Origin of the sequence: Lentzea sp. NPDC051838 (assembly GCF_040681245.1) — a bacterium.
Taxonomy (GTDB): domain Bacteria; phylum Actinomycetota; class Actinomycetes; order Mycobacteriales; family Pseudonocardiaceae; genus Lentzea.
Genome location: NZ_JBFAYI010000011.1, coordinates 1 through 25,434, shown reverse-complemented (window position 1 = coordinate 25,434; position 25,434 = coordinate 1). Strand labels below are relative to the sequence as shown.

The 25,434-nt window shown below is 67.8% G+C and carries 16 protein-coding genes and 1 tRNA gene; 7 read left to right on the top strand and 10 right to left on the bottom strand.

Going from position 1 to position 25,434, the window contains the following annotated elements:
• Window positions 1-5: 5 nt before the first annotated feature.
• The 6 genes from AB0M24_RS23810 to AB0M24_RS23785 are packed head-to-tail and all read right to left on the bottom strand — an operon-like array spanning window position 6 to window position 5,551.
• Window positions 6-1,070, bottom strand: a complete 1,065-nt coding sequence (locus AB0M24_RS23810) for an LLM class flavin-dependent oxidoreductase (protein WP_363771660.1) — start codon at window positions 1,068-1,070, stop codon at window positions 6-8.
• A gap of 18 nt (window positions 1,071-1,088) precedes the next feature.
• On the bottom strand, window positions 1,089-1,646 hold the full coding sequence (locus AB0M24_RS23805; RefSeq protein WP_363771657.1) for a hypothetical protein: 558 nt from the start codon (window positions 1,644-1,646) through the stop codon (window positions 1,089-1,091).
• Entirely contained in the window at window positions 1,643-2,359 is a 717-nt protein-coding gene (locus AB0M24_RS23800) for a type II CAAX endopeptidase family protein (RefSeq protein WP_363771655.1), read from the bottom strand. Before AB0M24_RS23800 ends, AB0M24_RS23805 begins: the two co-directional genes overlap by 4 nt.
• A gap of 1 nt (window position 2,360) precedes the next feature.
• Window positions 2,361-3,707: a YcaO-like family protein gene (locus tag AB0M24_RS23795; protein WP_363771652.1), complete on the bottom strand. Its 1,347-nt coding sequence runs from the start codon at window positions 3,705-3,707 to the stop codon at window positions 2,361-2,363.
• A complete protein-coding gene (locus AB0M24_RS23790) occupies window positions 3,700-4,734 on the bottom strand; it encodes a TOMM precursor leader peptide-binding protein (RefSeq protein WP_363771650.1) in 1,035 nt (344 codons plus the stop codon). The genes AB0M24_RS23795 and AB0M24_RS23790 overlap by 8 nt, the downstream gene beginning before the upstream one ends.
• A 13-nt stretch (window positions 4,735-4,747) precedes the next feature.
• Window positions 4,748-5,551, bottom strand: a complete 804-nt coding sequence (locus tag AB0M24_RS23785; protein WP_363771646.1) for a SagB/ThcOx family dehydrogenase — start codon at window positions 5,549-5,551, stop codon at window positions 4,748-4,750.
• A gap of 703 nt (window positions 5,552-6,254) precedes the next feature.
• On the opposite strand from AB0M24_RS23785, the gene AB0M24_RS23780 reads away from it, so the two are divergent.
• From AB0M24_RS23780 to AB0M24_RS23770, 3 genes are read left to right on the top strand one after another with little or no spacing between them, the layout of a single operon-like run.
• Window positions 6,255-7,457 carry a cytochrome P450 gene (locus AB0M24_RS23780; protein ID WP_363771643.1) on the top strand — a complete coding sequence of 401 codons (1,203 nt, stop codon included), beginning with the start codon at window positions 6,255-6,257 and terminating at the stop codon, window positions 7,455-7,457.
• Window positions 7,454-8,548, top strand: coding sequence for a lipase family protein (locus AB0M24_RS23775; protein ID WP_363771640.1), 1,095 nt, complete (start codon window positions 7,454-7,456; stop codon window positions 8,546-8,548). Before AB0M24_RS23780 ends, AB0M24_RS23775 begins: the two co-directional genes overlap by 4 nt.
• A 13-nt stretch (window positions 8,549-8,561) precedes the next feature.
• Window positions 8,562-9,578 (top strand): methyltransferase, encoded by a 1,017-nt coding sequence (locus tag AB0M24_RS23770; protein ID WP_363771637.1) that lies wholly within the window; start codon window positions 8,562-8,564, stop codon window positions 9,576-9,578.
• Between the two features lie 19 nt (window positions 9,579-9,597).
• On the opposite strand, the gene AB0M24_RS23765 is transcribed toward AB0M24_RS23770, so the two are convergent.
• A complete protein-coding gene (locus AB0M24_RS23765) occupies window positions 9,598-11,868 on the bottom strand; it encodes a M4 family metallopeptidase (RefSeq protein ID WP_363771634.1) in 2,271 nt (756 codons plus the stop codon).
• A gap of 325 nt (window positions 11,869-12,193) precedes the next feature.
• Between AB0M24_RS23765 and AB0M24_RS23760 the strand changes: the two genes are divergently transcribed.
• Window positions 12,194-14,923, top strand: a complete 2,730-nt coding sequence (locus AB0M24_RS23760; RefSeq protein WP_363771631.1) for a BTAD domain-containing putative transcriptional regulator — start codon at window positions 12,194-12,196, stop codon at window positions 14,921-14,923.
• A gap of 220 nt (window positions 14,924-15,143) precedes the next feature.
• Here AB0M24_RS23760 and AB0M24_RS23755 read toward each other — a convergent pair.
• A tRNA-Arg gene (locus AB0M24_RS23755) sits at window positions 15,144-15,218 on the bottom strand.
• 150 nt (window positions 15,219-15,368) lie between these two features.
• Between AB0M24_RS23755 and AB0M24_RS23750 the strand changes: the two genes are divergently transcribed.
• Both AB0M24_RS23750 and AB0M24_RS23745 read left to right on the top strand, forming a co-directional pair.
• Window positions 15,369-16,277 carry a cation diffusion facilitator family transporter gene (locus tag AB0M24_RS23750; protein WP_363771628.1) on the top strand — a complete coding sequence of 303 codons (909 nt, stop codon included), beginning with the start codon at window positions 15,369-15,371 and terminating at the stop codon, window positions 16,275-16,277.
• Between the two features lie 384 nt (window positions 16,278-16,661).
• The gene (locus AB0M24_RS23745; RefSeq protein ID WP_363771625.1) at window positions 16,662-17,339 is read left to right on the top strand and encodes a hemerythrin domain-containing protein; all 678 of its coding nucleotides are present in this window, start codon (window positions 16,662-16,664) and stop codon (window positions 17,337-17,339) included.
• Window positions 17,340-17,387: 48 nt separating this feature from the next.
• On the opposite strand, the gene AB0M24_RS23740 is transcribed toward AB0M24_RS23745, so the two are convergent.
• Window positions 17,388-21,620, bottom strand: coding sequence for a GH92 family glycosyl hydrolase (locus AB0M24_RS23740; protein ID WP_363771622.1), 4,233 nt, complete (start codon window positions 21,618-21,620; stop codon window positions 17,388-17,390).
• A gap of 151 nt (window positions 21,621-21,771) precedes the next feature.
• On the opposite strand from AB0M24_RS23740, the gene AB0M24_RS23735 reads away from it, so the two are divergent.
• A complete protein-coding gene (locus tag AB0M24_RS23735; RefSeq protein ID WP_363771619.1) occupies window positions 21,772-22,941 on the top strand; it encodes an ROK family protein in 1,170 nt (389 codons plus the stop codon).
• Window positions 22,942-23,160: 219 nt separating this feature from the next.
• Here AB0M24_RS23735 and AB0M24_RS23730 read toward each other — a convergent pair whose 3' ends face one another.
• Window positions 23,161-25,035, bottom strand: a complete 1,875-nt coding sequence (locus AB0M24_RS23730; RefSeq protein WP_363771616.1) for an acyl-CoA dehydrogenase family protein — start codon at window positions 25,033-25,035, stop codon at window positions 23,161-23,163.
• Window positions 25,036-25,434: the final 399 nt, after the last annotated feature.

Sequence of the window (25,434 nt, the reverse complement as noted above, 5' to 3'; positions counted from 1 at the left end):
GGGGTTCACCGCACCTTGGGCATGACCTCCTCGGCGAACAACCGCACGCTGCGGCTCATCGACTCGAGGTCCTGGCCACCGAAGTCGATCTGCCACAGCAGGGTGTCGACAGGCAGGTTCGCCCGGATCTCCTCGATCTTCTCCAGCACGGTGGCAGGGGAGCCGATCACCCCGGTGGCCACGCTGCGCAGGTCCTTCGCCGTCACCGAGCGGAACGTCTTGCCGGCCGCCGCGTAACCCTGGTAGTCCGGCGAGGTCACGTTCTTCCACGAGTCGGCCGCCTCCGCCCACACGTCGAGGTACTCCCGCAGCAACGGCTCGGCCTTCGCGTAGGCCTCGTCGTCGGTTTCCGCTATGTAGAGCGGAATGCTGAGCGCGACGCCCGGCGCACGGCCGCTCGCCCCGTGCTCCTGCTCGAACGTCTCCAGGTAGACGTTGAGCATCTCCTTGGTGCGAGGGAGCTCTTCCTCCCGCGGCGGCGAAGCGATGAGGAGGTTGAACCCCTTCTCGCCGATCCACGCGAAGCTCTGCAACGACCGCACCGCGGCCACCCACACCGGAGGGTGCGGGCTCTGGGTCGGCGCCGGCAGCGACGGGATGTCCGTGTAGCGGAAGAACTCGGTGTCCTCGCTGGCCTTCTCCTGGGTCCAGAGCCGTTCGACCGCCTCGATCGTGGCGATGAACCGGGCCCGGCTCGTGTCCAGGTCGACCTCGAACGCCTCGAACTCGTACGGCAGCCACGCGCGGGCGAACCCGACGTCGAGCCGGCCGCCGCTGAGAGCGTCCACCTGCGCGGTCTGCGCGGCGAGCTGCACCGGGTGGTGGAACGAGGCCTGGATGCCCCCGGTCATCAGCCGGATCCGCTCGGTGCGGGAGGCGACGGCGGCGAGGAACGTGAGCGGGCTCGGGCAGTAGCCACCGTAGTCCTTCATGTAATGCTCGGTCATCTTCACGTAGTCGATGCCGAGGGAGTCCGCGAGCGCGGACACCTCGATGACGTCCGAGTAGTACTGGGCCGCGCTCCGCTTGGCGGGGCGGCAGTCTGGCAGGAGCGAAATGCCGAACTTCATTGCGGTACCTCCGGAGTTCTAGAGAACGGCGAGTGCGAGGAACGTGAGGGTGGCGGCCGCGAGTGGGGCGAGCTGACCTGTGTGGACGAAGAGGATCCCGTGCACCAGCCCCGTCACCGCGCCCGCGACGAGCCCGAGCCGGGCGGTGCGCCACGTGCCGGCCGTGACCGTCCACAAAGCACACGAGATGCCGATGGACACGACGACCGCCGGGACGCCGCCGAGGAGTCCCGCGACGACGGCACGGGCGAAGAACTCGGTCGCCACCGCCACCAGGGCGAACAGACCGAGCACGGCGGGCAGCGGGAACCGGTCGGCGATCGCGCGATAGGGCCGCAGCAGCGGACTTCGGGTGATCGCGAGCCAGTTGTGCTCACCGACCTGGTCGCGGTCCGCGAGGCTGACCACGACCGTGGACAGCAACCCGGCCACCCCGAACTCGCCCGCACCGACCAGCACCCCGAGCGGCACCTGCGCCAGCCCGAGACCTGGCAACCGGGACAACACGAACGGCAGCGCCAGCACGGACGCCACCACCGGCAGTGCGACGGTGAACTGCCAGCTCTTGCGGTTCACAACGCACCACCGGTGCGCCGATACCGCTGCCACACCTTGAGGTTGAACAGCACGTGCCCGATGACGGCCGCCAGCAGCGTGCCGGTCGCCAGCGTGACGACCATCGCGAGCACCGAAAGAGGCAGCTTCGCCACGGCCTGAGGCCACCCGAAAGGCAGGTGCGACAAGGCGAACGCGAACACCGCGAGGACGAGCAGCACCACCGCGGACCACACCGGCGTCTCGAACGCGATCCGCACGAGCACCCCGCGGTAGACCACCTCCTCCAACACAGCGCCCGTGACGAGCGACCCGACGCCGATCCTCGTCGCGGCGTCCCTGTCGCTGTCCCGCCACTGGTTCGTCCTGCGCGGCTCGGGTTTCCCGCCCGCCGCCATGCCGATCGGCCGCGCCCTCCCCGTCGTCGTGCGCACGGGTCGCGGCTTCGGCTTGACCAGCCTGCGGACCAGCGTCGTGTCCGCGTACCAGGTCAGCACGGCCATGAGCACGCCGGCCGGCACCGCGAACAGCAGTCCGAGCAGGTCACCGCGCCACCACACCGACGGCCCGAGCAACCAGACGCCGGACGCGCTGAGGACGCCGAGCACGGCCAGGTAGACGGTCACGGTCGAGACCCGCACCCGGCCCTCCAACCACCGGCCGTGCCCGTGCGACGCGAGCGCCATCGCGACGAGTCCCCACAGGAACAGCGTCGTCAGTCCGTACTCGCGCATGTCACGGGTACGGATGCGGTAGCGGGTTCACGAATCCGCCGTACGCGGCGAACCGCGGATGCGCGGCGGGCGGTGCGCTCGGCAGCGGCAGGCTGATCGTGTCCGGCGACCACAGCCGCATCGCGGTGAACCCGAGATCGTGGATGTCCGGGGCGGTGAGGTCGGCCCAGAACAGCCGCTTTCCGGTGCTGCGGAAGCGTTCCACGACGTTGCGCGCCACCTCGCGCGGCGTCCTGGTGTCGTCGGGCGGCAGGTCGCTCGCCCGCGCGGTCGTGCTGTGCGCGAACCGTTGCTCGACGAGGTCGGCCGCGTCCGGACCGGCGTAGTAGCCGACGTTCGACTCCAGGTCGAACATCCCGGCGAGGCGCGCCTGGTCGGTCTTCTCGTCCTCCGCGTCGAGCTTCGCCTGCAGGAACGACCACGACGCGAGTGCCTGCACGCCAACGGTTTCCAGCAACGACCGGTAGACGGACCGCGCCAGGCTGGTGCCGCTGCCCAGCCCGACGCTGATCGCGGGCACGGCACCCTTCGCCGACCGCAGCAGGCACGCCACGCTGAAGCCGGGCAGGTCGGCGTTGGGCAGCAGGTGGAACTCCGGTGCGATCTTGCCCTGGAACCCGCGCCGCAGCAGCGCGGTGATGCCGCGCAACCGGCCGTCCAGCTCGATGCGCGCGCTCGCCAGGCCGCCGTGCCAGTGGCCCATCGCGGAGTCGATCTGCACCAGCTCGTGCATTCCGCCCAGCAGAGCCGAATGCGGGGACGTGTGCGCGGCCGTGCCGGTGGTAACCGCGGAGAGCAACCACGGTTCTTCCTTCGGCGGGATGTACCCGAGCAGGAACTGCTGCGCGGGCACGAGCCACTCCTGGCCCGTGGTCAGGTCGGGCACGCGGATCCAGCCCAGCGGGGCCGCGGTGTCGAACGGTTCGTACGGAAAACCGGGCCGGGCCAGCTGTTCCGCGGTGAAGAACCGCAGCGCGCCCGCTTCCAGCACCGGCTCGCCGCGCGCGGTCAGCTCGTCGTGCGTCGCGAAGGTGACGGGGAACCTGCCGCCTACGGTGCCCGCGTACCCCGCGTAGCGCTCGACCGTCTCGCCGAGCACCCGGATCCGGCTCTCGAACGGCAGGAACCCGTAGCCGCCGATGTGGTACGAGCCGGGCTTGGGCGCCGGCCGGTTCTGCCACACGTGCACGCCGGTGAGCTCGCCGCCCTCGACGTACAGCCGCGGCGCCCGCAGCCCCCGGTTGAAGCCTCCGACCGAGGTGACCAGACCGCACAGCTTGCCGTGCATGCGCGCACGGATGTCCTGGGCTCGTGCGTCCTCGTCCTGGAAGACAGCGAGATCACTCATTGATCCACGCCCTGGCGTCGAAGTAGAGGCTGCTGTCGTCGCGGCCGCGCTGGGGCCCGCAGGACCGGCAGCCGGGCAGGCGCAGCACCTCGTCGTACGCGATCTCCATGGTGGGCAGGTAGATGCCGAGCACCTTGCCGATGGTGAACGTGCTGCGGGCGCTCACGTAGTTGATCGCCTCCAGCGCGGTGTGCGAGGCGAGCAGGCCGCGCAGTGCCGCCAGCACCGGCGGTGCCCCGGCGACGACGTTCCCGGCCGCGAGCGCCTCCTTGTACCGCTGGTAGCTCGCGCTCTCCCGCAGGTTCATCGTCACCCGCGTCTCGAAGCACTCGTAGCAGGGCGAGCTGCGAGGGACGAACGTCGGCCCGACGAACACGAACGGTCCGTCCAGCGCGGCGTGCGTCCACGGCACGCCCAGCTCCAGCGCGATCCTGTTGAACGCCTGGAAGCGCACCGGGTCGATCACCGACTCGGCGAGCACGACGAACGAGCCCCGCAGTGCGGAGAACTCCTCGACGAGCTCGGTGAACCGCAGTCCGTCGTGCAGCACGGCGGGATCGAGGTCGTCGAGCAGCCGGACCAGCCGGTCGTCTGCGCCGGGCACCTCGACCTTCGCGATCTCGGCGTCCGTCAGCACCGCCGCGATGCTCTGCGCGAGCGCGGGGTCGCCGAAGAGCACGACGCGGTCGATCTCCTGCTCGGTCTCGCCCTCGACCCGCAGCGTGTGCACCTGGTCGAGGTAGGCGTCGAGAGCGCTGCCAGCGCCCCATTCGATCGCGTCGAGCGTGCGCATGTGGTCCACGACGGACTCGACGGTCGCGCGCGAGACACCGAGCGACTTCGCGAGCTCCTTGTGACTGGTCGTGCCGTCGAGCCCGCGCACGATCGGCAGCAGGTTGCCGGAGCCGGTGCGGTCGGTGATCGTGGACGACTTCATGTTCCACACGCCGCTGCGCAGTTCGACGACGTCCGCGCTGTGACCGATCACCGAGACCGATCGCTTCCGCCGTGCTTCGTTACCGGACATGGTGACCCCCAGGTCAGTCGATGCAGCCGAGCAGCACCATGTGGACGACAGCGCGGAACACGCCGTCGACGTCCAGTGCCGCATGGGTTTCGTCGTCGTAGTAGCTCGAGTAGTCGACGCTGCCGACCTCGAGCGCGGTGGCCGCGAGGTGGACGTTCTGGGCGATCGCGCCGGTCTCGTGCAGCACGAACCGCATGCCGCGCGGGCCGTACTTGCGCATCGAACGCCACGGTTGCGCCACGAACAGCAGCACCGCCGCCGTCGACTTCAGGTCGATGCCACCCGCGTTGTCCACACAGGACTCGAGCACGGCGTCGACCGAGGTTTCTCCCGACCACAGCTCGAGCTCGTCCGCCCTGGGCAGGTAGCGGTACACGCCCTTGCGCAGCCCGCCGATCCCGCGCGCCGCGACCCACATCTCGACGGGGTAGAGCCCGCCGCCGCTCGGAGCGGTGCGCAGGCGCAGCGGCACCGTGCTGTCGTCGGAGAGCAGCGCGTCCACCTCCGCCGACTCGGAGCCGCCGCAGCGCAGCAGGAAAGCCAGCTGCCGCAAGGAGAGCTCGCCGCCGGTGAACTCGCGGACGCTGCGCCTGCGTCCGATCACGTCGGTGAAGCCGGCGCCCGCCGCGGCCGAGGTGCCCAGCGGCACGCGCTCGGCGTCGCGCGCCGACTCGACCCCGACCTGGGAGAGCACGGTGGTGACCGCGTCGGTGAAGTAGTGGGTGACCGACAGCTGGGTCTCCCGGTCGTGGCGCCGGTTGCGGCTCGCCACCAGGAACTCGTCCGCGACGCGCGGAAGAACGTTCGTCTCGGTCAAATTGTCGAATCTGGTGGCATGGGTGCGCAATCCGACAGATCGGACATCCGGACTGATTTCGCGGGTCTCCGTGATGATCAGCGAGTCGCGAATGTCCTCGATTTTTCCGGGCACGCGGAAGCTCATCGAGAAATCCCCCTAAAAAGCGGACCGGGCGGGCCGGATGAACCGGCCCGCCCGGCCGCTACCACAGTGTCGGCTCTGGACTATCGAGCGATGGCTGCCGTGCAGCAGCAGGTACCAGGCACGACGACAGCCTCGGTGCGACCGTCGTTGAGCGAGACCTGGGTGGTCCCGTTCCGGTATTCGACCGCACTCTCGGAAACGAGCTGCATGGTAAAAACTCCCCTCACGCTGATTGCGTAGTGGTTGATTGTTGTGAGACAACAACCGGCCAGCGGAAAACGTCTGAGCCCATGCTCAGCGAACGGCGTTGCGCATACGCCATCGCGGTGGAAAGTCCACTTGACGTGGACGGTGAGAATCGGCTCAAGCCCCCAGCCCCCCGGCTGCCAATCGCCACGCTAACAAACGTTGATAGGGGTGTCGCTAGTCCGATCGGACGAACATCTCTGTCCCGGACTGATCGTGCAACTGCTTGCCGCGAAACGTTTGACGAGTGCGGAACTTGTGGCCATAGTCGGAAGCACCACAGCTGTCGGCACGCGCGTACTCGATCTTCATCGCGAGGAGAAGTGCCGACTTGACCGCCGCACTGACGAACCCGTTCCACGCCGACTTCGCCCGTGATCCCTATGGGGCGTACCAACTTCTGCTCGACGCGGGGCCTGTCTCCCGCGTCGAGGTCGCTCCTGGTCTGCACGCCTGGCTGGTGTGCGGCTACCAGGAGTCCCGCGATCTCCTCGTCGATCCGCGGATGAGCATCGAACCCGCGTCGACCCGCGAGGACGTGCGCGCGCTGATGCTCGGGTTGCAGACCGAGGAGAAGCAGTCGCTCTACGGCAGGCACCTGCTCGCGACGGACCCGCCGCGGCATTCGCAGCTGCGCAAGGTGATGTCCCGCGCGCTCACCGCCAGGCGGCTCGGCGCGTTGCGTCCCGAGGTCTCCCGGATCAGCGACGACCTGCTGGACTCGTTGTCCGGCAGTGCCGACCTGCTCGGGGACTACGCGCTGCCGTTGACCATCCGGGTGCTGGCCGAGCTGATCGGGCTGCCTTCGGGTGGCGCCGAGGTGTTCGAACGGCTCGGTGGCAAGGTGCTGCGCGGCGAGGTCGAGCACGACCAGGTCTTCTTCGAGGTGATCGGCTCGCTTTCGGACTACCTCGGGGAACTGGTGAAGGATCCGGGCAACCGCGAGGGCGACGGGCTGCTCGCGTTGCTGCTGCAGGCCTTCGACCGCGGCGAGATCGTCGACGAGGAGCTGAACTCGCTGCTGTTCCAGCTGTTCTTCGCGGGGCACGAGAGCACCGGGTACTTCATCGCCAACGCCATGGCGACGCTGCTGCACCACCGAACGCTCTTCGACGGCGTGCGCGAAGATCCGTCCACTGTGGACCGCGTGGTCGAGGAGCTGCTGCGGTTCGAGGGTTCGGTGAAGTCCGCGACCTGGCGTTTCCCGACCGAGGACGTGACGGTGGCCGGCACGACGATCGCCGCCGGTGACCCGGTGCTGATCATCTTCGCGGCCGCCGACCGCGATCCCGCCCGGTTCGCCGACCCTCAGAAGCTCGACCCGGTGCGCGGGGGCGAGGGCCACCTGGCGTTCGGTCACGGCCCGCACCACTGCCTCGGCAACGCGCTGGGGCGGATGGAGGCCGCCGTCGCGATCACCTCGCTGACCACGCGGTTTCCCGAGATGAAGCTGGCCGTGCCGTACGAGCGGTTGCCGTGGCGGCAGAACATGGTGATGCGCGGGATGCGGGCGCTGCCGGTCGTGCTGTCATGAGGGTGCTGGCCGTTCTCCTCGCGGTGCTGGCGTTGGCGAACCCGGTACCCGCTCAGGCCTCCGGCCCGGGATCGGTGCTCGACGTGGCGGACCTGCCCGCCGGACTGCGGTTGCCCGGTTCCGCGTCGGCGGTGCGGATCACCTATCGCTCGACGTCGTTCACCGGCAGGTCCGCCGTGGTGACCGGGGCTCTGTTCGTCCCGGCCGGCACTCCGCCGCGTGGTGGGTGGCCGGTGTTGTCCTGGGCGCACGGGACGGTGGGCATCGCGGACGCCTGCGCGCCGTCGTCCGCCGGCCGGTCCCAGCGTGACGTCGACTACCTGAAAACCTGGCTGGCCAACGGTTACGCGATCGCGGCGACCGACTACGAAGGCCTCGGCACACCGGGCGTGCACCCGTACATGCACGGCAGATCGGCCGCGTACGCCGTTGCCGACCTGGTGCGCGCGGCCCGATCCGTCGACCGGTCGGTGTCACGGCACTGGGCGGTCGCGGGCCAGTCGCAGGGCGGCGCGGCAGCGTTGTTCACCGGAGGCATCGCCCCGCGCTACGCCCCTGAGCTCGACTTCCGCGGCACGATCGCGACCGCGCCGCCGACGCACTGGCGCAAGTTCTTCGAAATCGGCAGGGTTGCCGATCCCACGGCGCCGGTGAGTGCGTACATGCCGCTGGTGATCGGTGCGCTCGCCGGCATGTACCCGGACACGTTCGACGTCTCGCGCTACCTCACCCCACGCGGCGAGGAGATCCTGCGCGTCGCGGAGAGCGCCTGTTTCGCCGATGTCGAGAAGGCCGTGGCCGGGTTGAAGAACGCGGACGTCCGGCACATGGGCGCCGAGCTCGACGAGGAACTGCTGGAGCTCATGCGGTTCGCGGAGATCCCGCGGGTTCGCCACGCCCGCCCCGTCTACATCGCGCAGGGCACCGCCGACTTCGGCGTGTACCCGCCGTCCAGCGAGGAGACGGCGCGAGAGCTGCGCGCGGCGGGCTCCGACGTGACGTTCAAGTACTACGAGGGCGCCGATCATTCGGGCGTCATGGCCGCCGCACAGTCGGATCTGCTGCGCTGGCTCGCTCTTCGGTTCGACTAGGGGGGTTCGTTCAATGTCCGAAGTGGACATCTTCGCGGCCTGGATGCCGCCACACGTCAAGCTCATGCACCTGGTGGCCGCGAAGTGGGTGACCCAGCCGCTCTACGAGCTCGCCCGCCTCGGCGTCGCCGACCTGCTGGACGACGGTCCGCGTTCGGTCGCGGACCTGGCCGCAGCCTGCGGTGTGCTGGAGGATCCGCTGCGCCGCTGCCTGCGCGCCGCCGCCTCGGTCGGTGTGTTCGCCGAACAACCCGACGGCACGTTCGCGCTGACCCCGATGGCCGGGTTCCTGCGCTCCGACGTGGATCTCGGCCTGCGCGACCTGACGCTGCTGCTGAACTCGCCGCCGATGCAGGACTCGTTCGCCGAGCTGGGTTCGGTGCTGGAGACCGGCGAACCCGGCTTCCCGGCGGCCAACGGCACGTCGTTCTTCGAGCACCTGGCGCGGGATCCCGCTCTGGGCGCGATCTACCAGCGCGCCTGGGCGCCGTTGACCAGGGGAGTCGCCGCGGAGACGGCTCGCAGACTCGACCTGCGCGACGTGAAGCGCGTGGCCGACCTCGGCGGTGGCAACGGCACGTTCCTGCTCGCGTTGCGCGAACAACACCCGCACCTCAGCTGCGTGCTGATGGACCGTCCCGAGGTGCTGGCGGAGGTGACGGACTCGCGGCTGGAACTGGTGCCCGGCGTGCTGCCCGGCCAGATCCCGGCCGACGTCGACGCCTACTTCATCAAGAACACCCTGCACTGCTTCGACGACCGGCTGGTCCGCGACACGTTGCAGGCCGTGCGCCGCGCGATCGGCGACCGCACCGACGTCCGGCTGCACCTCATCGAGTCGGTCGGCCTGCCCGGCAACACCTACGACTGGGGCAAGCTCCTCGACGTCGAGCTGATGACGAACAACGGCGGTCGCGTCCACTCGGTCGAGCAGTGGGAGAAGTTGCTCGCCTCCTGCGGTTTCGTGCTGGAGGAGGCGAGCGATCTGGTGCCACCGCAGTGGTTGCTGACCTGCGCACCGTCCCGTTGAGACGGTGCGCAGGTGTGCGTCAGCTGAGCGTGAGCGCCGTGTCGTCGATCACGAACGACGTCTGCAGCGAAGCGTCCTCGGTGCCCGTGAACTTGAAGGTCACCGTCTGGCCCGCGAACGAGGAGACGTCGAACGTCTTGAGCACGTAGCCGGACGCCGCGTTGACGTTCGAGAACGTGCCGAGCGTGGTGGTGCCGGCGGTCACCGTCAGCTTGTCGTAGACGGTGCTGCCGGTCTCACCCGTGTCGATGTGCAGGTAGAAGGTGAGCGAGGCCTTGCAGCCGGCGGGGATCGTCACCGACTGGGACAGCGAGTCGGTGTGCGACGAGCCGTAGCCGTTCAGCCACGACGCCCAGGTGCCGGAACGCGCGGGCTCCTGCGTGCCGTGCTGGCCGATGACGCCGGAGGTCGCCGTCCACGAACCACTGCCGGACTCGAAGCCGGGGTTGGCGATCTTCTGGCCGGAGCAGTTGCCGCCGCCCGTGCCGACGGTCCAGCTGAACGACGCGGTGCCGCTCTTGTTCGCGCTGTCGGTCGCGGTCACCGTGACGTTCGAGGTGGCCGCGGTGGTCGGGGTGCCGGAGATGGTGCCGTTGCTGGAGTTGATGGACAGACCGGCGGGCAGGCCCGTGGCGGACCAGGAGTACGGCGCGGTGCCGCCGCTCGCGGACAGCGGGAGCGACACGGCGGTGCCGACCGTGCTGGACTGGTTGCCCGGGTTGCTGACGGTGACCGTGCCGGTCGCGCTGCACGTCGGGTCGGCGGACTGCGCGGGCACGCTGATCGCGTCCCAGGCGGCCTTGACCGTGTTGAACTCCGCGCAGCTGCCGGGGTAGAGGTTCTTGGCCGCGGTCAGCGTCCACGTGCGGTACTTGAGGTACGAGCTGCCGGAGGTCTTGAGCAGCATGGCGTTGTAGAAGATCTTGATGGCCTTCTCGACGCCGAGGCCGGTGATCGACGTGTTGTTGCACGTGGTGCTGGTCGGCTGGCCGTTGGTCGGGTTCGTGCCCTGGGAGAGCAGGTAGAACCAGTGGTTGCCGGGTCCGGCGGCCGCGTGCACCTCGGTGTTCGGGATCGAGCTGCTGTAGCAGTTCGCGTGGTTGAGGGCGCTCGGGTTGTACATGTTGCGGATCGGGCCGCTGCCGACGAGGTTGATCGTCTCGCCGACGAGGAAGTCCGGGGTGTCGTAAGGAGACGGCTCGTTGGCGAACCACTCGGTGGTGGCGCCGAAGACGTCCGCGACGAACTCCTGGGTGCCCGCGCCGGAGATGCCGCCCGGCGTGTGGTCGTCGATGCCGTGGCCGAGCTCGTGCGCCACGACGTCGAGGGAACCGATCCACTGGCCCGCGGTGTTCTTGCCGATCTGGACCTGGCTGCCGTCGTAGTAGGCGTTCTGGTCGTTCAGGCCGACACGCATCGGCCAGCCGCCGCCGTTGCCGTCGAAACCGTTGCGGCCCAGCCACTGCGTGAGCATCTTCGACTCGGTCTGCGCCGCGAACAGCACGTCGACGCAGCCGGTCTCGCGGTTGGACGCGGTGCCGTTGCCCCACGTGTCGCTGGACTTGGTGAACGTGGTGTTGTTCGCCGCGTCCTGGCAGCTGACGTTGGTGAGGTTCGGGTCCTTCATCGAGAACGTCGACCCGGACTGCGTGGTGGCGAGCGGCACGGAAGGCCCGTTCCACCCGCTGTTGCCGGTGCCGTGCAGCACCCGTTCCTGCTGGTGCAGGACCTTGCCGTCGGCTGCGTCCACGACCACGTCGAGCTTGCTCGGGCCCTCGGAGTCCCGGCCGACGACCGAGACCTTCCACGCGAGCTTCGGCGTCGAGTCGAGCGCGAACACGACCTGCTCGGCGCTGCCCACGCTGTCCACGGTGGACATCGCGGTCTTCGCGGCGGCCTCGGCCTGAGCCTTGGTCACCCCGGCCTTGGTGTTCGTGATGTCGATCGTCGCGCTCTGGCCGACCGAGGTCTGCAGGACCTGCCCGGTCGAGTTGGTGACGACGACGAAGTCACCACCGACGACCGGCATTCCCTTGTAGGTCCGCTCGTACGGGATGTACTTGAGGCCGTTGGTGGACGAGATGACGTTGTGCCGCACGAACGAGTCGTTCGCGCTGGCGTGCAGCTGGGCGGGCCGGCTGTCGACGAGGCTCGCGGCCGCGTCCACCGCCATCGCCTCGGCGGTCTGGCTCGGTTGGGGCTGCGGGGCCGCGTGGGCTCCCGTCTGGGTGAGAACGGCAGCGACCAGTGAACCTGCCGCGGCCAGCACGAAACTACGTCTCGCTTGCATTGTTCTCCTCGTTGCAGGGCGAACGGTCCGGCTCTCGGTTGCAGGGGGAGCCGGATGTTCGTCGAGGTGAATGTCTTGACGGAGCAGGGAAAGGATCGGTTGCCAAGCGATCGTTAACAAGTACTAACTTATTCACACTCACTAATTTGTGCGCATTTGTAGGACTTGCTGCCGCACATTCCTTTGTTGTCGTCGATGTGCGTTTTGCCCCGGGTTGTACCGCATGTCGGCCAGTCGCGTCCGATCTGCGAACGCCGCCCGAAACGCGCCCCGTGCCTGACGAAACCTGACGATCACGCTGGTTGAGCCGTCATACACTCCACGGGTGCGGGGCGCGGAGTACCGGGTGCTGGGGCCGTTGGAAGTGCTCTTCAACGGCGGCCAGGTGGTGGTGCCCGCCGGTAACAGCCGGACTTTGCTGGCTTCCTTGTTGTTGCGCCCCAACCAGTTCGTTCCGGTGGACGAGTTGGTCGAGCGGCTGTGGGACGGCTCGCCACCCTCGCTCGACCGGGCGACGAAAACGCTGCACATGACCGTCCGGAGACTGAGACAGTCACTCGGTCCGGCGAATTGCGTGCGCACGACGGTCGGCGGGTACTTCGCCGAGGTCGAGAACCTCGATCTGCTGCAGTTCCGCAGGCTCGCGGGCAGCGACCCGCGTTCGGCGTTGAAGTTGTGGCGAGGCACCGTCCTCAGCAACGTCTCGTCGGACGCGCTGCACCGCGAGGACGTACCGGGGCTCGTGGAGGAACGACTCGCCGTCGTGGAGCGGCGCATCGAGCTGGACCTGAACGAAGGCCGCTCCGCCGAGCTGATCGCCGAGCTGAGGGCGCTCACCGCTGACCACCCGCTGCGCGAACGGTTCTGGGCGCAGCTCATGACAGCGCTCTACCGCGCCGACCAGCAGGCGGCGGCCCTGGAGGCGTTCCGCCAGGTCAGCGATCTGCTGGCGGAGGAACTGGGCATCGATCCGGGTGCCGGTCTGAGAGAGCTGCACCAGTCGATCCTGCGGGCGGAACCGGCGCTGACCGGTCGGCGCGAGACCGCGACCCCGCGCCAGCTGCCGCCTGATCTCGCCCGGTTCACCGGACGTTCGGAAGACCTCGCGCGGCTCGACCACCTGCTGCCGACGGGCACCGCGGGCCAGGCGGTGGTGATCTCGGCGATCGCGGGCTCGGCCGGCGTGGGCAAAACCGCGCTCGCCGTGCACTGGGCCCATCGCGTGCGGGACCGGTTCCCGGACGGGCAGCTCGCGGTCAACCTGCGCGGCTACGACCGCGACGAACCGCTGAGCGCCCACGACGCGCTCGGCCAGCTGCTGCGAGGACTCGGCCTGTCCTCGGGGGAGATCCCCGGCGACACCGGACAGCGCGTCGGCGTCTACCGATCCCTGCTCGCCGACCGCCGAGTGCTGGTGCTCCTCGACAACGCCAGGACAGCCGACCAGGTCAGGCCACTGCTGCCGGCGGGCGGCCGGTCGATCGTGGTGATCACCAGCCGGTCCGACCTCCGCGGCCTGGTCGCGCTGAACGACGCCAAGGTCCTGCGGCTCGGCACTTTGCCGTTGGACGACGCCGTACGACTGCTGGAAAAGGTGATCGGCGCCGACCGCACTCAAGCGGAACCCGCCGCCACCGCGGAGCTCGCCCGCCTCTGCGCATGCCTGCCACTGGCCCTGCGCATCGCCGCGTCCCTGCTGGCCGCGGATCCACATCGCGGCGTCCAGGACCTGGTCGACCAGCTGAGCGGCGACAACCGGCTGGCGGAGCTGGAGATCGGCGACGACAGGGAAGCAGCCGTCCGCGCGGCCTTCGACCTGTCGTACGAACAACTCGGCCCGGACGAGCGCCGCATGTTCCGCGTCCTCGGCCTCGCCCCGAGCGCCGACTTCACCCCGCATTCCGCGGGCGCCTTGCTGAGCGTGCCGAGCAACCGAGCGTTGGCCCTCCTGCGCGCACTGGCCCGCGCCCACCTCGTCGAGGAGTACGCACCCCTGCGTTTCTCGTTGCACGACCTGCTCAAACTGCACGCCCGCGAGTGCGCCGGCAACGAGGAGTCCACAGAGGACAGCCACGCAGCCGTGGTCCGCCTCCTCGACCACTACCTCCACTCGGTCGACCGCGCCGACCGAGCCATCCGCGCGAGCAGGACCGAGCTCCCCCTGACCGAGCGCGACCCGGTCGTCGAAGTGATCGACTTCAGCGGCCGGGACGAAGCACTCGCCTGGCTCCGGCGCGAACACGACGTGCTGGTCGAGATCTGCGACTTCGCTCTAGCGGCGGAACACCTCGAGCACGCCTGGCAACTGCCCACCGACATGTGGGGCTACCTGCACGTCCACGGTTCGAGCGAGGACTTCATCCGCCTGAACACCATCGCGCTCGAAGCCGGCCGCCGACTGGGCAACCGCTACGCCGAAGCCGTAGCGCTGAGCACCCTAGGCAGCACCTACAAGAACATGTACGACCTCGACGAGTCACTGCGCCTGCTGCACGAAGCGTTGCGCATCCGTCAGGAAATAGGCCACCTGCACGGCATCGCCTCGACCGCCGGCGAACTGGCGGGCACCTACCTCTGGCTGAAACGGCACGACGAGTCGCTGCACTACGCCCGCCTCTCCGTCGAGCACCGCCGGCTGGCCGGCGACGAAGCGGGCTGGGCGCTGTCGATGAACAGCCTCGCCTGGATCCTCTGCATGGCGGGAGACTTCGCCGAGGCCGTGGAAATCGCGAACGCCGCGCTGGAAGTGCAACTCGCGCGCGACGTGCCAACGGTGATGACGGCGGACACGCTGGCCCAAGCCCACCTTGGCCTGGGCGATCTCGACCAGGCCATGGCGATCTACCGCGACGTCATCGCCTCAGGGGCACTCGCCTACACCGGCACCCGCGAGAGAATCGAGATCCTGATCCACGCGGCCGAAACCGTGCGGCGCGCAGAGGGCAACGCGGCCGCGTTGCCGTTGGCTCGTGAGGCGTTGACGCTGGCAGAGCGCAGCAGGCAGGGGCTGGTGGACAAGGTTCAGCGAGTCCTGCGGGAGCTGGAAGAGGACTAGGAGTGTCAGCGCTGTTTCTTGCCCGGCCGCTTGCGCTTGGCCGCAGGTGGAGTGGCAGGTCTTCTGATGCTGAAACGGGCCCAGGCCCGCCAGCATTGAAAGGCTCTCGTCGGCACACCATCGGCACAGACGCCCGCCCACGGCTGGGTTTTGCCCGATATGCCTACCTACAGCAAAACGCCCGCTAAGCGCATCTCTGCTGCTCAACGGACGTTTTCACTGGTGCCCCCGGCAGGATTCGAACCTGCGCACCCGCCTCCGGAGGGCGGTGCTCTATCCCCTGAGCTACGGGGGCCGTAGCTACGTGGAAGATCCTAGCGCATCGGAGCGAGCGGGTTTGCCACCCACCCCTCGTAGCCCGCGGGGCGTGGGCTCTGTCACCTTCACGCCTGGTCAGGAATACCGCCGATTGCACTCATGCGCATATCGCTATATGTTGCGAGTCATGGGTCACGGGCACGGGCACGGATCGGCTTCCGGCGGCGGTCAGCACGCCGGCAAGCTGTGGGTCGCGTTCGGTATCGGCGCGGTCTTCATGGTGGTCGAGTTCGTCGTGGGGTTCGCGACGTCCTCCCTCGCGCTCATCTCGGACGCCGCGCACATGCTCACGGACGTGCTCGGCGTCGGGATGGCGTTGGCGGCGATTCTCGTGGCCAAGAGGGCCAAGGCCGGGAAGAACCGGACGTTCGGGTTCTACCGGGCCGAGGTGCTGGCGGCGCTCGCCAACGCGGTGCTGCTGTTCGGTGTGGCCGGGTACGTGATCTACGAGGCCGTGGGCAGGTTCCAGGAGCCGCCCGCTGTGCCGGGGTGGCCTGTGCTCATCGCGGCGACGCTCGGCCTGATCGCCAACTTCGTCAGTTTCAGCGTGCTCAAAGAGGGTGCGAAGGACAGCATCAACGTCAAGGGCGCGTACCTCGAGGTGCTGGCCGACCTGGTCGGGTCGGTGGGTGTGCTCATCTCGGCGCTGATCATCATCACCACCGGGTGGAAGTACGCGGACCCGATCATGGGTGTGCTGATCGGTGTGTGGGTGCTGCCGCGGACGTACGGGCTCGCCAAGAACGCGCTGCACATCCTGTTCCAGCACGCGCCGGAGCGGCTGGACGTCACGGAGATGCAGAAGGCGCTCGCGGAGCTGCCTGGTGTCACGGAGGCGCACGACCTGCACGTGTGGACGCTCACCAGTGGCATGGAGGTGGCTAGCGCTCACCTCACGACCGCGAAGGACGCCGATCACGCGGGCGTGCTCAAGGCCGCGCAGGAGATGCTGGCCGCCAAGTACCACATCGAGCACGCCACGTTGCAGGTCGAGGGCGGCTCGTCAGCGCAGCGGTGCCGGGAGCTTTCGTGGTGAGGCGGGCAGGTCGCGCATCCCGTCCTTAGTGGACGGCGCGCCGGTTCGTGACGGAAGAGCCTCGGAGCGCGGTTGTGGCACGGCCAACCAGACGCGGCCTCGCTCGAACGGCACCACAACAGCCTCCCCAGTCACCGCCGATGATTTGCCAAGATCTCATCGGAGTATGTCTGAAAGGGATAGATCCTTTCAGGTGAACGGGAAAGACCGTGACCTGTGACGGAACGCTGCCTTTCCGGCTCGAACGGAATCGGTTGCTCGATACAGACCAGCGCGCCTGCCTGCCTTCGGCCCCTCGGATGAGACCGTGCGCTGGCCCGTGGAAACGGAACGGAATCCGCGAAGCCGTGGCAGGACCCGCGGCGCCTACTTACCGTCACCGCCATGGACGCCGCAAAACAGCACCGCAGCACCGTGGACACCTGGGAGATGGTGGTGATCCACAGGTGGTTCAAGCGCGAGTTCGCCGCGATGCCCGCACTGGTCCGGGGCGTCGCTCCTGGCGACCGCAAGAACGCGGAGTACGTGGCTGAGTTCGTCGAGATGATGGCCGGCCTGCTGCACCACCATCACGTGGGCGAGGACGAGATGCTCTGGCCCAAGCTGCTGGAGCGCGTGGGCGGTATGGACACCGAGCTCGTGCAGCGCATGGAGCAGCAGCACGAGGTTGTCGGCGGGGCGCTGGAACGGGTCGAGCAGCTGCTTCCGCACTGGCGGAACAATGCCGACGCGATCACTCGCGACGAGCTCGCGGAGGTCCTCCACGGCATGTCGGGACCGTTGACCGAGCACCTGACCGAGGAGGAGAGCAAGGTCCTCCCGCTGGTCTCGATCCACATCACGCAGGCCGAGTGGGACGCGCTCGGCAAGAACGGTGCCAGCAGCATGCCCAAGGGCGCCAAGGGTTTCGACGCCATCGGGATGATCCTCCAGGAGACCACGCCCCGGGAACGGGCGGGTTTCCTGCAGCTCCTGCCGGCCCCGGTCCGCGTGCTCTACCAGCTCTTCGGCGCCGGCATCCACCAGCGCGCGAAGATGCGTCGGCGCGCGATCGCGGCATAGCAAAAGGGCCGCGCTCCCGAAGGAACGCGGCCCTCTCACGAACTCAGCTCACAGGCCGGTGCACTGTCCGGCCTTCGGACCCTTCACGTCGTTCTGGAAGCCGTTGTTCACCGGCTCCGGGTTGTTGCCCGTGCAGGACAACGGCCCGCCGACGGTCGAGAAGGCGACCACCGACCTGGTCTTGTTCGACGTCAGGGACACCGGGCCACCGACAGAGGTGTTCTCGACGGCCACTTCCGTCGCGGAACCGTTGACCGACACCGGACCGCCCACACGAGTGCCCACGAGCACCACGGAAGCCGCGTCCGAGGCCGAGATCGGTCCCTTGATCTCGCCGCCGAAGACGTACAGCGTGGCGCCCTTCTGCACGGTCACCGGACCGTTGATCGTGGCACCGTCCACATAGGTCACGCCCTTGACCGTCAGACCGCCGTTGACGGTTCCGGTCACGGTCGTGGTGGGCTTGGCGAGCGGCTTCGACATCAGCTCGAACTCCGCCAGTGCGACGTCCTCCGAGAACTCCAGCTTGTAGAAGTTGTACCGGCCCGGCGACGCGATCTTGAACGATCGGGTGTACTGCTGCCACTGGAAGTTCTCACCGGAACGCTTGTCGACCGTCGCCCAGGTCTTGCCGTCGTAGGAGGCCTTGAGCTCCCACGACGAGGGCGACTTGCCGGTCTTCGCGTTCGTGAGCGTGTAGAACGACGCGCTCTCCTTCGTGTCCGCAGGCTTGAAGTCGAACGAGCGAACCACCGCGGAGGTGCCGGAGTTGTTGTCCACCAGGGCAGCCGTACCAACGCCCGTGGCAACATCCCGCAGCGGCGTCGGCACCGCGTCACCCGTGGTGATCGAGTCCGGCGCGTCACCAGCACCCGTGCCCCACGAGGAAGGCGTCGGGCCCATGTCGAAGTCGATCGTCGCACCGGCCGTGAGAACGTCGTGCGGCAGCGAGGTCTTCGTCCACGCCTTGCCGTTGACCTTCACGCCCTGCACGTAGATGTTCTTCGCGCTGTTCTTGGGAGCGTTGACGACGAGCTTCTTGCCGTTCTCCAACGACACCGTCGCCTTGGTGAACAGCGGCGAGCCGATCGCGTACGCCGGCTTGCCCATCTGCAACGGGTAGAAGCCCAGCGCGGAGAAGAGGTACCACGCCGACATCTCGCCGTTGTCCTCGTCACCCGCGTAGCCCTGGCCCTGCTCCGAGCCGACGTACAGGCGCGACAGGATCTCCCGCACCTTCTCCTGCGTGCCCGACGGCTTGCCCGCGTAGTTGTACATGTACGCGATGTGGTGCGAAGGCTGGTTGGAGTGGCCGTACTGGCCCATCCGCACGTCCCGCGCCTCGATCATCTCGTGGATCACGCCGCCGTAGCCGCCGGGGAACTTCGCGGTCTCCGGCAAGGTGAAGAACGAGTCCAGCTTCTGCGCCAGCTTGTCCCGTCCGCCGTACAGGTTCGCGAGACCCTGCCCGTCGTGCGGCACCGTGAACGCCATGTTCCAGCCGTTCGTCTCGGTGTAGTCGTAGCGCCAGTCCTGCGGGTTGTACTTCGCGGGATCGGCGACACGCCACGAACCGTCGACGTTGCGGCCCTGGAAGAAGCCGACGCGCTGGTCGAACGTCAGCACGTAGTTCTGGGCGCGGTTGAGGAAGTACTCGTACTCCTCGGCGTACCGCTTCTCACCCGTCTTCTCGTGCAGCGCCTTCGCCATCGACGCGATGCCGAAGTCGTTGAGGTAGCCCTCGATCGCCCACGACCACGCCTCGGAGTCCATCTGGTCGTTGCCGGTGTAGCCGAGGAAGATCGACCGGTCCATGCCCTTGCGGCCGACGTTGTTGCTCGGCGGCACGACCGACGCGTTCTTCACCGCGGCGTCGTAGGCGGCCTTGATGTCGAAGTTGCTGACACCCTTGAGGTACGCGTCCGCGAACGCCACGTCGGAGCTCGTGCCCGTCATCAGGTCCGCGTAACCGGGCGAGGACCAGCGCGAGATCCAGCCGCCGTCCTTGTACTGCTGGACGAACCCGTCGGCCATCTCGCCGGCCTTCGACGGCGTGAACAACGAGTACGCGGGCCACGTCGTGCGGTAGGTGTCCCAGAAGCCGTTGTTGACGTAGATCTTGCCGTCGACGATCTTCGCGCCCGTCTTCGTGGGCGTGTTCGGACCGACGGCGGGCGCGACCGGCGACGCGTACTGGATCTTGTCGCCGACCTTCTCGAAGCCGGAGTTCGGGTAGAGGTAGAGCCGGTACATGTTGGAGTACAGCGTGATCAGCTGCTCCTCCGACGCACCCTCGACGGACAGGATGCCGAGCACCTTGTCCCACGCCGCCTGTGCCCGGCCGCGCACCGAGTCGAACGTGTCCGAACCGCTGACTTCCTGCTCCAGGTTCGACTTCGCCTGGTCGACGGAGATCAGCGAGGTGGCGATGCGCAGCTCGACGGTCTTGTCGCCGAACGAGAAGTAGCCGCCGACGTTGTCACGACCGGCGCCGGTGAGCTTGCCGCTCGCCGTCACCGCCTTGTCGACCTTGCCGTAGACGAACAGGCGCGTCGCACCGGTCGAGAGACCGCTCTTGACGTCCGAGTAGCCCGTGACGACACCGGAAGCGGCGTCCAGGGTCAGTCCGCCCTGGTTGTTCACGTTGTCGAACACCAGGTTCTTCTGGCCCTGGTCGGCGAACGTGAACCGGAAGACCGCCGCGTGGTCCGTCGGCGCGATCTCCGTCTTCATGCCGTTCTCGAAGGTCACGCCGTAGTAGTGCGCCTTCGCGACCTCGTTGTCGTGCTTGAACGCCAGCGCACGCGCCGCGCGGTCCTGCGTCGGCGCCTTGTCCGACGGCATGACCTGGAATGTCTGCCGGTCACCCATCCACGGGCTGGGCTCGTGGGACGCGGTGAACGCCTGCAGCGTCGGCAGGTTCTGCGCGTTGTTGCGCTGCTGGTACTCGTACAGCCAGCTCTGCGAACCCGCGTTGGTCATCGGGGTCCAGAAGTTGAAGCCGTGCGGCACCGCGGTCGCCGGGAAGTTGTTGCCCCGCGAGAAAGAGCCGTTCGAGTTCGTGCCACGCGTGGTCAGCACGTAGTCGGAAGGCTTGGCGTACTGCTTGGTCACGACGTCACCGATGCGGATGTCGTCGTACCAGGCACCGAACTCCGTGGGGCCCTTGGGACCGTCGTACGCGACGAGGATCCGCTTGATCGTCTTGCCGGCCGCGACGGCGCCGATCGTGGACGCCACCTTGTTCCACTGGTTGGCGTACAGGAACTTGCCCGCGCCCTGACCGGCAGGCGACAGCACGGCGCCGTGCTGGTCGACAGCCTTGAGGTCGCTCAGGTACGTGCCGTCGGAGAACGCGAGGTCCACCGCCGAGTACGTGCTCGGGTAGCTCAGGTTGTCGTTCACCCAGTCTGGGAAGATCATGTACGACAGCTCGGTCTTGGCGCTGACCGGGATGTCGACGTCGAAGACCTTGTTGTAGCTGTACGCCCGGCCCTCGGTCGTGTGCCTGCCCTGGGCGCGGAACGCCTTCAGCCCGGTCCAGCCGACCTTCGACTTCGACGTGTAACCACCCGTGGGACCGGCGGCGACGAGGCTGCGCATGTTCGGCGCGGGCGGGTTGGTGGAGCCGTCGGAGAGCTCGACCTCGGCGATCTGCACGATGTCCGTGCCGTGGTTCGCCGTGATGTCGAGCTTGTAGTGCTGGTACGCCGCCGGCGTGGCGATGTCGTAGGCCTTGGTCTGGAAGCGCTCGGAGAAGCTCTCACCCTTGCGCGTGTCGAGAACGGTCCAGTCCGTGCCGTTGTTCGAGCCCTGGAGCGTCCAGTCCTTCGGGTCGCGCTCCGGCTCGTCGTTGGCCGACGAGAGCGTGTACTTCTTGATCGTCTGCGGACCGGCCGACTTGAAGTCGAACGTCACCCAGCCGGTGGAGGCGAAGACCAGCCACTTGGTGTTGACGTTGAGGTCGTTGATCTCGGTAGGGCTCTCGTTCTCGGGGTTCGGCCCGTTGGACGCCGTGAACGCCTTGTCGGCGATGTTGCCAGGGGTGCCCGTGCCGCTGGAGCCGATCACGCCTGCCGACTTCGGCTGCCCCGCCGCGTCGGTCTCGACCGTGCTGACCCAGGACGGTTGCGGTTGACCGTCCTCAAAGGACGACGAAAAGCCCACGCCTTGCTCCTCTGGTGCGGCGGCAGCGCTGCCGTTGGTGACGCCGCACACCAGTGTCGCAGTGATCGCAACGCTCAACAGAGTAGTAGTTCGTCTCTTCCCCAGTTGCCTCATTGCAACCCTTCCGCCGCCTCGCCTGCCCCATTTGGGAGGCAGCGTTTCTGCACGTGACATCGTTGTCAAGGGACCGGACGGGAATTGTCTTCGAAACTGTCCTCTCAACAGTTGCGCGCAGGGACCACCGTTCAAGATCTAGACTCGGTCGGTGACCGACCGCAAGCCGCCAGAGGTGGGTACACCAGCGGGCATGCGCGTGCTCAACCAGCGCGCGGTGCTGGACCGGTTGCGCCGTCTGGGTGCTGCGACCCGGCCGCAGATCGCCAAGGACACCGGCCTGTCCAAGCCGACTGTCGGGCAGGCTCTGGTCGATCTCGAACGGCACGGGCTCGTGCGCCCCATCGGCCGCACGACAGCCGGTCCTGGCCGCTCCGCCGTGGTCTACGAGCCGAATCCGACGGCGGGGTACGTGCTGGGCGTGGACATCGGCCGCGAACGGATCCGGGCCGCTGTGGCCGATCTGGGCGGCTCCGTGGTGGCGCGCGTGGACGAGCGCAACCGCAGCAAGTCAGCGTCTTCATTGGTGCGCACGGTGACGGAGCTGGCGTCGCGCACCGTGGCCGACGCGGGGATCGCCTTGTCGGACGTCGTGGTGAAGGTGATCGGCAGCCCCGGCGTGATCGACCAGCGGTCACGCGTGGTGCGGCACGCGCCCAACCTGCCCGGCTGGGAGTCGGTCGGTGTGCTCGACGGGCTGGAATCCTCGCTGGGGCCTGCGGTGGTCGTGGAGAACGACGCGAACCTGGCCGCGTTGGGGGAGCACGTCTACGGGGCGGCTCGCGAGGTGCGCGTGTTCGTGTGCGTGACCGTCGGAACCGGTGTGGGCATGGGAATCTGCGTCGACGGCGTGCTGTTCCGCGGCGCGCACGGGGCGGCGGGCGAGGTCGGGTTCCTGCCGTACGGGAAGTCCGGTTCGGACGTCCAGGGTGGACAGTTCGAGGAGGCTGCTCGCGCCGAGTCCGTTGTGGCGCAGGCTCGTGACCGCGGGTTGCCGGCACGGACGGCTCTGGAGGTGTTTTCCGCTGCCAGGTCAGGAGATCCGCACGCTGCCGAGGTCGTGCGGGTGGAGGCGGAACGGCTGGCGTTCCTCGTCGCGTCGGTGGCCGCGGTGATCGACCCCGAACTGGTCGTTCTGGGTGGTGGTGTCGGCTCGAACGTTGACTTGCTGCTCGAGCCGATGGAAGCTGCGTTGCGCACGATGACGCCGCTGGCGCCCCGGATCGTGGCGGGGTCGCTGGGCGACGGCGCGGTGCTCTCCGGAGCCATCGCGATGGGCCTCGAAGCCGCCCGTGAATTGGTCTTCGAAGTTACTCTCTGAGAGTAGTCGAGCGACCCTCACCTGGTAGTTCACTCAATTGTCGTAACTGTGAACGGTGATTTATCGCTTAGCGTTACCGGCACCTCCACCTGGAGGGTGTTGTGTCCTTCCGTTGCAAGGGGAGTCGGTAGGGGGATGCGGGGGACGTAGCCCCCTACCGGCCGTGCACTGGGCAGGTGCCGCGCCCGCACCATCAGCCTGCCCAGTGCAGTAACGGGCTTACCTGGGTGTCGGTCGGTGGACGTTCGTCGCGGTCGACTCGTGGTGCTCCGAGTCCGCGATCCACCTGCCGGGGATGGACGCGTCGATCACGCCTTCCTCCAGCCACGTGTAGTTGCCGTCCAGAACCTGCTTGGACAGCACCACGTCGCTGTCGTCGGTGTTGCGCCACAGCTTGTCGAACAGCTCGTCCACGCGGATCCGCGCCTGCTTGGCGAACGCGTCGGCGAGCGCCGCGGCGTTGGGGTTGCTGTCCTGCTGCGCCCGCACGCACGCGGCGCTGATCGCGAACAGCTCCGCGCCGATGTCGACGATCCGGCTGAGGAACCGCTGCTTGCGCTCCATCTTCCCCTGCCAGCGCGACATCGCGTAGAACGTCTGCCGCGCCAGCTTGCGGGCCGAGCGCTCGACGAACCGCAGGTGCTTGGCGAGCGGACCGAACTCCGTGTAACCGGCAGGAGACTGGCCCTTGCCGACCACGAGCGTCGGCAGCCACTTGGCGTAGAAGCCGCCCGCCTTCGCCGCGGCCTTCATCTTGGCCTGGCGGTCGGCGTCCGGGTCGATGATGTCGCCGGCGACGCTGAGGTGTGCGTCTACCGCTTCTCGGGCGATCAGCAGGTGCATGATCTCCGTCGAGCCCTCGAAGATGCGGTTGATGCGGAGATCCCTGAGGACCTGTTCGGCCGCGATGCCGCGTTCTCCTCGTGCGGCTTGGCTTTCTGCTGTTTCGTAGCCTCGGCCGCCGCGGATCTGGACCAGTTCGTCGGCCACCAACCAGGCTTTCTCGCTCGCGTAGAGCTTGGCGAGGGCTGCCTCGATGCGGATGTCGTGGCTGCCGGCGTCCGCCAGCTCGGAGCTCAGGTCCAGGACTGCTTCCAGTGCGTAGGCCGTCGCGGCGATGTAGGCGATCTTGCCGGCGATGGCCTCGTGTTTGCCTACTGGGAGGCCCCACTGGATGCGTTCGGTGGACCACTCTCTTGCGATCTTGAGGCACCACTTCGCACTTCCCGCGCAGAGGGCTGGGAGGCTCAGGCGGCCGGTGTTCAGGGTGGCCAGGGCGATCTTGAGGCCGGCACCTTCCTTGCCGATCACGTTCTTCTTCGGGACTCGGACGTTGTGGAACCTCGTCACGCCGTTCTCCAGGCCCCTCAGACCCATGAAGGCGTTGCGGTTTTCGACTGTGATGCCTTCGGCGTCGGCTTCCACGACGAACGCTGTGATGCCTCGGTCCGGGACTTGGGCCATGACGACCAGGAGGTCGGCTACTACTCCGTTGGTGGTCCAGAGTTTTACGCCGTCGAGGATGTAGTCGTCGCCGTCCGGGGTGGCGATGGTGCCGAGGCGGGCCGGGTCGCTGCCTACGTCTGGTTCGGTCAGCAGGAACGCTGTGATCTCGCCCTTGGCGCACCTTGGTAGGAACTCTTGTTTTTGTTCTGGGCTGCCGAACATCGCGATCGGCTGGGGGACGCCGATGGACTGGTGAGCGCTCAGCATGGCGCCGATTGCTGGGCTGGCTGAGCCTACGAGCATCAGGGCCCTGTTGTAGTAGACCTGGGTCAGTCCTATGCCGCCGTACTCCGGCTTGATCTTCATGCCGAAGGCGCCCAGGTCTTTTAGGCCCTTGAGCACTTCGTCTGGGATTTGGGCGTCTCGTTCGATGACGGTGTTGTCGATGTGGGACTCGGTGAACTTGCGGAGTTTTTCCAGGAAGGCTTCGCCCCTGGCGCGGTCTTCCGGAGTGCCGGTGGGGTGGGGGTGGATCAGGTCGATTCGGAAGTGACCTAGGAAGAGCTCCTTGCCGAAGCTCGGTCGCTGCCAGCGGGTTTCCCGTGCTTGTTCGGCGACCTGCCTGGCCGCGCGCTCGTCGACGGTCATGGTTACCTCCGAGTAGGGGTGTGACCCACGTTACTCAGCGGTAGTGAGATGTCTACTGGTCTGTTGGGTGAAGCGGCTGTTGGCGGCTGTTGGCGGCCTTCGGCCGCGCGCGCCGGTTCCGTGGGTCGTCCCCCTGTTGCGTCGGCGGGTGGCTGTTGCGTGTCCGGTGCCGTTCCCCAGTTGCGTAGTCAGAGTTCCTGTTGCGTGCTTCCCTCCTGGGACTCTGCCCCAGACCCCGCCAATCTGATCAGGGGGCCAGCGCTGCGGGTGGGTTGATGGCACGCCTGTTGCTTACAGCGGCTGCCTGTTGCGTAGGTGGTGCGGTCCGGTGGCCCCCGTCACGAGTCGCGTCGGAGCGAGCCACACCGGGGAGGGGAGGTCAAGTCGACGAAAAGCGTG

Bases quoted from the DNA above. Each gene is read 5' to 3' on its own strand.
- AB0M24_RS23770 (WP_363771637.1), top strand. From the start codon at position 8,562: ATGTCCGAAGTGGACATCTTCGCGGCCTGGATGCCGCCACACGTCAAG.
- AB0M24_RS23790 (WP_363771650.1), bottom strand. From the start codon at position 4,734: ATGTCCGGTAACGAAGCACGGCGGAAGCGATCGGTCTCGGTGATCGGT.
- AB0M24_RS23810 (WP_363771660.1), bottom strand. From the start codon at position 1,070: ATGAAGTTCGGCATTTCGCTCCTGCCAGACTGCCGCCCCGCCAAGCGG.
- AB0M24_RS23765 (WP_363771634.1), bottom strand. From the start codon at position 11,868: ATGCAAGCGAGACGTAGTTTCGTGCTGGCCGCGGCAGGTTCACTGGTC.
- AB0M24_RS23730 (WP_363771616.1), bottom strand. From the start codon at position 25,035: ATGACCGTCGACGAGCGCGCGGCCAGGCAGGTCGCCGAACAAGCACGG.
- AB0M24_RS23745 (WP_363771625.1), top strand. From the start codon at position 16,662: ATGGACGCCGCAAAACAGCACCGCAGCACCGTGGACACCTGGGAGATG.
- AB0M24_RS23740 (WP_363771622.1), bottom strand. From the start codon at position 21,620: ATGAGGCAACTGGGGAAGAGACGAACTACTACTCTGTTGAGCGTTGCG.
- AB0M24_RS23800 (WP_363771655.1), bottom strand. From the start codon at position 2,359: ATGCGCGAGTACGGACTGACGACGCTGTTCCTGTGGGGACTCGTCGCG.
- AB0M24_RS23775 (WP_363771640.1), top strand. From the start codon at position 7,454: ATGAGGGTGCTGGCCGTTCTCCTCGCGGTGCTGGCGTTGGCGAACCCG.
- AB0M24_RS23795 (WP_363771652.1), bottom strand. From the start codon at position 3,707: ATGAGTGATCTCGCTGTCTTCCAGGACGAGGACGCACGAGCCCAGGAC.
- AB0M24_RS23750 (WP_363771628.1), top strand. From the start codon at position 15,369: ATGGGTCACGGGCACGGGCACGGATCGGCTTCCGGCGGCGGTCAGCAC.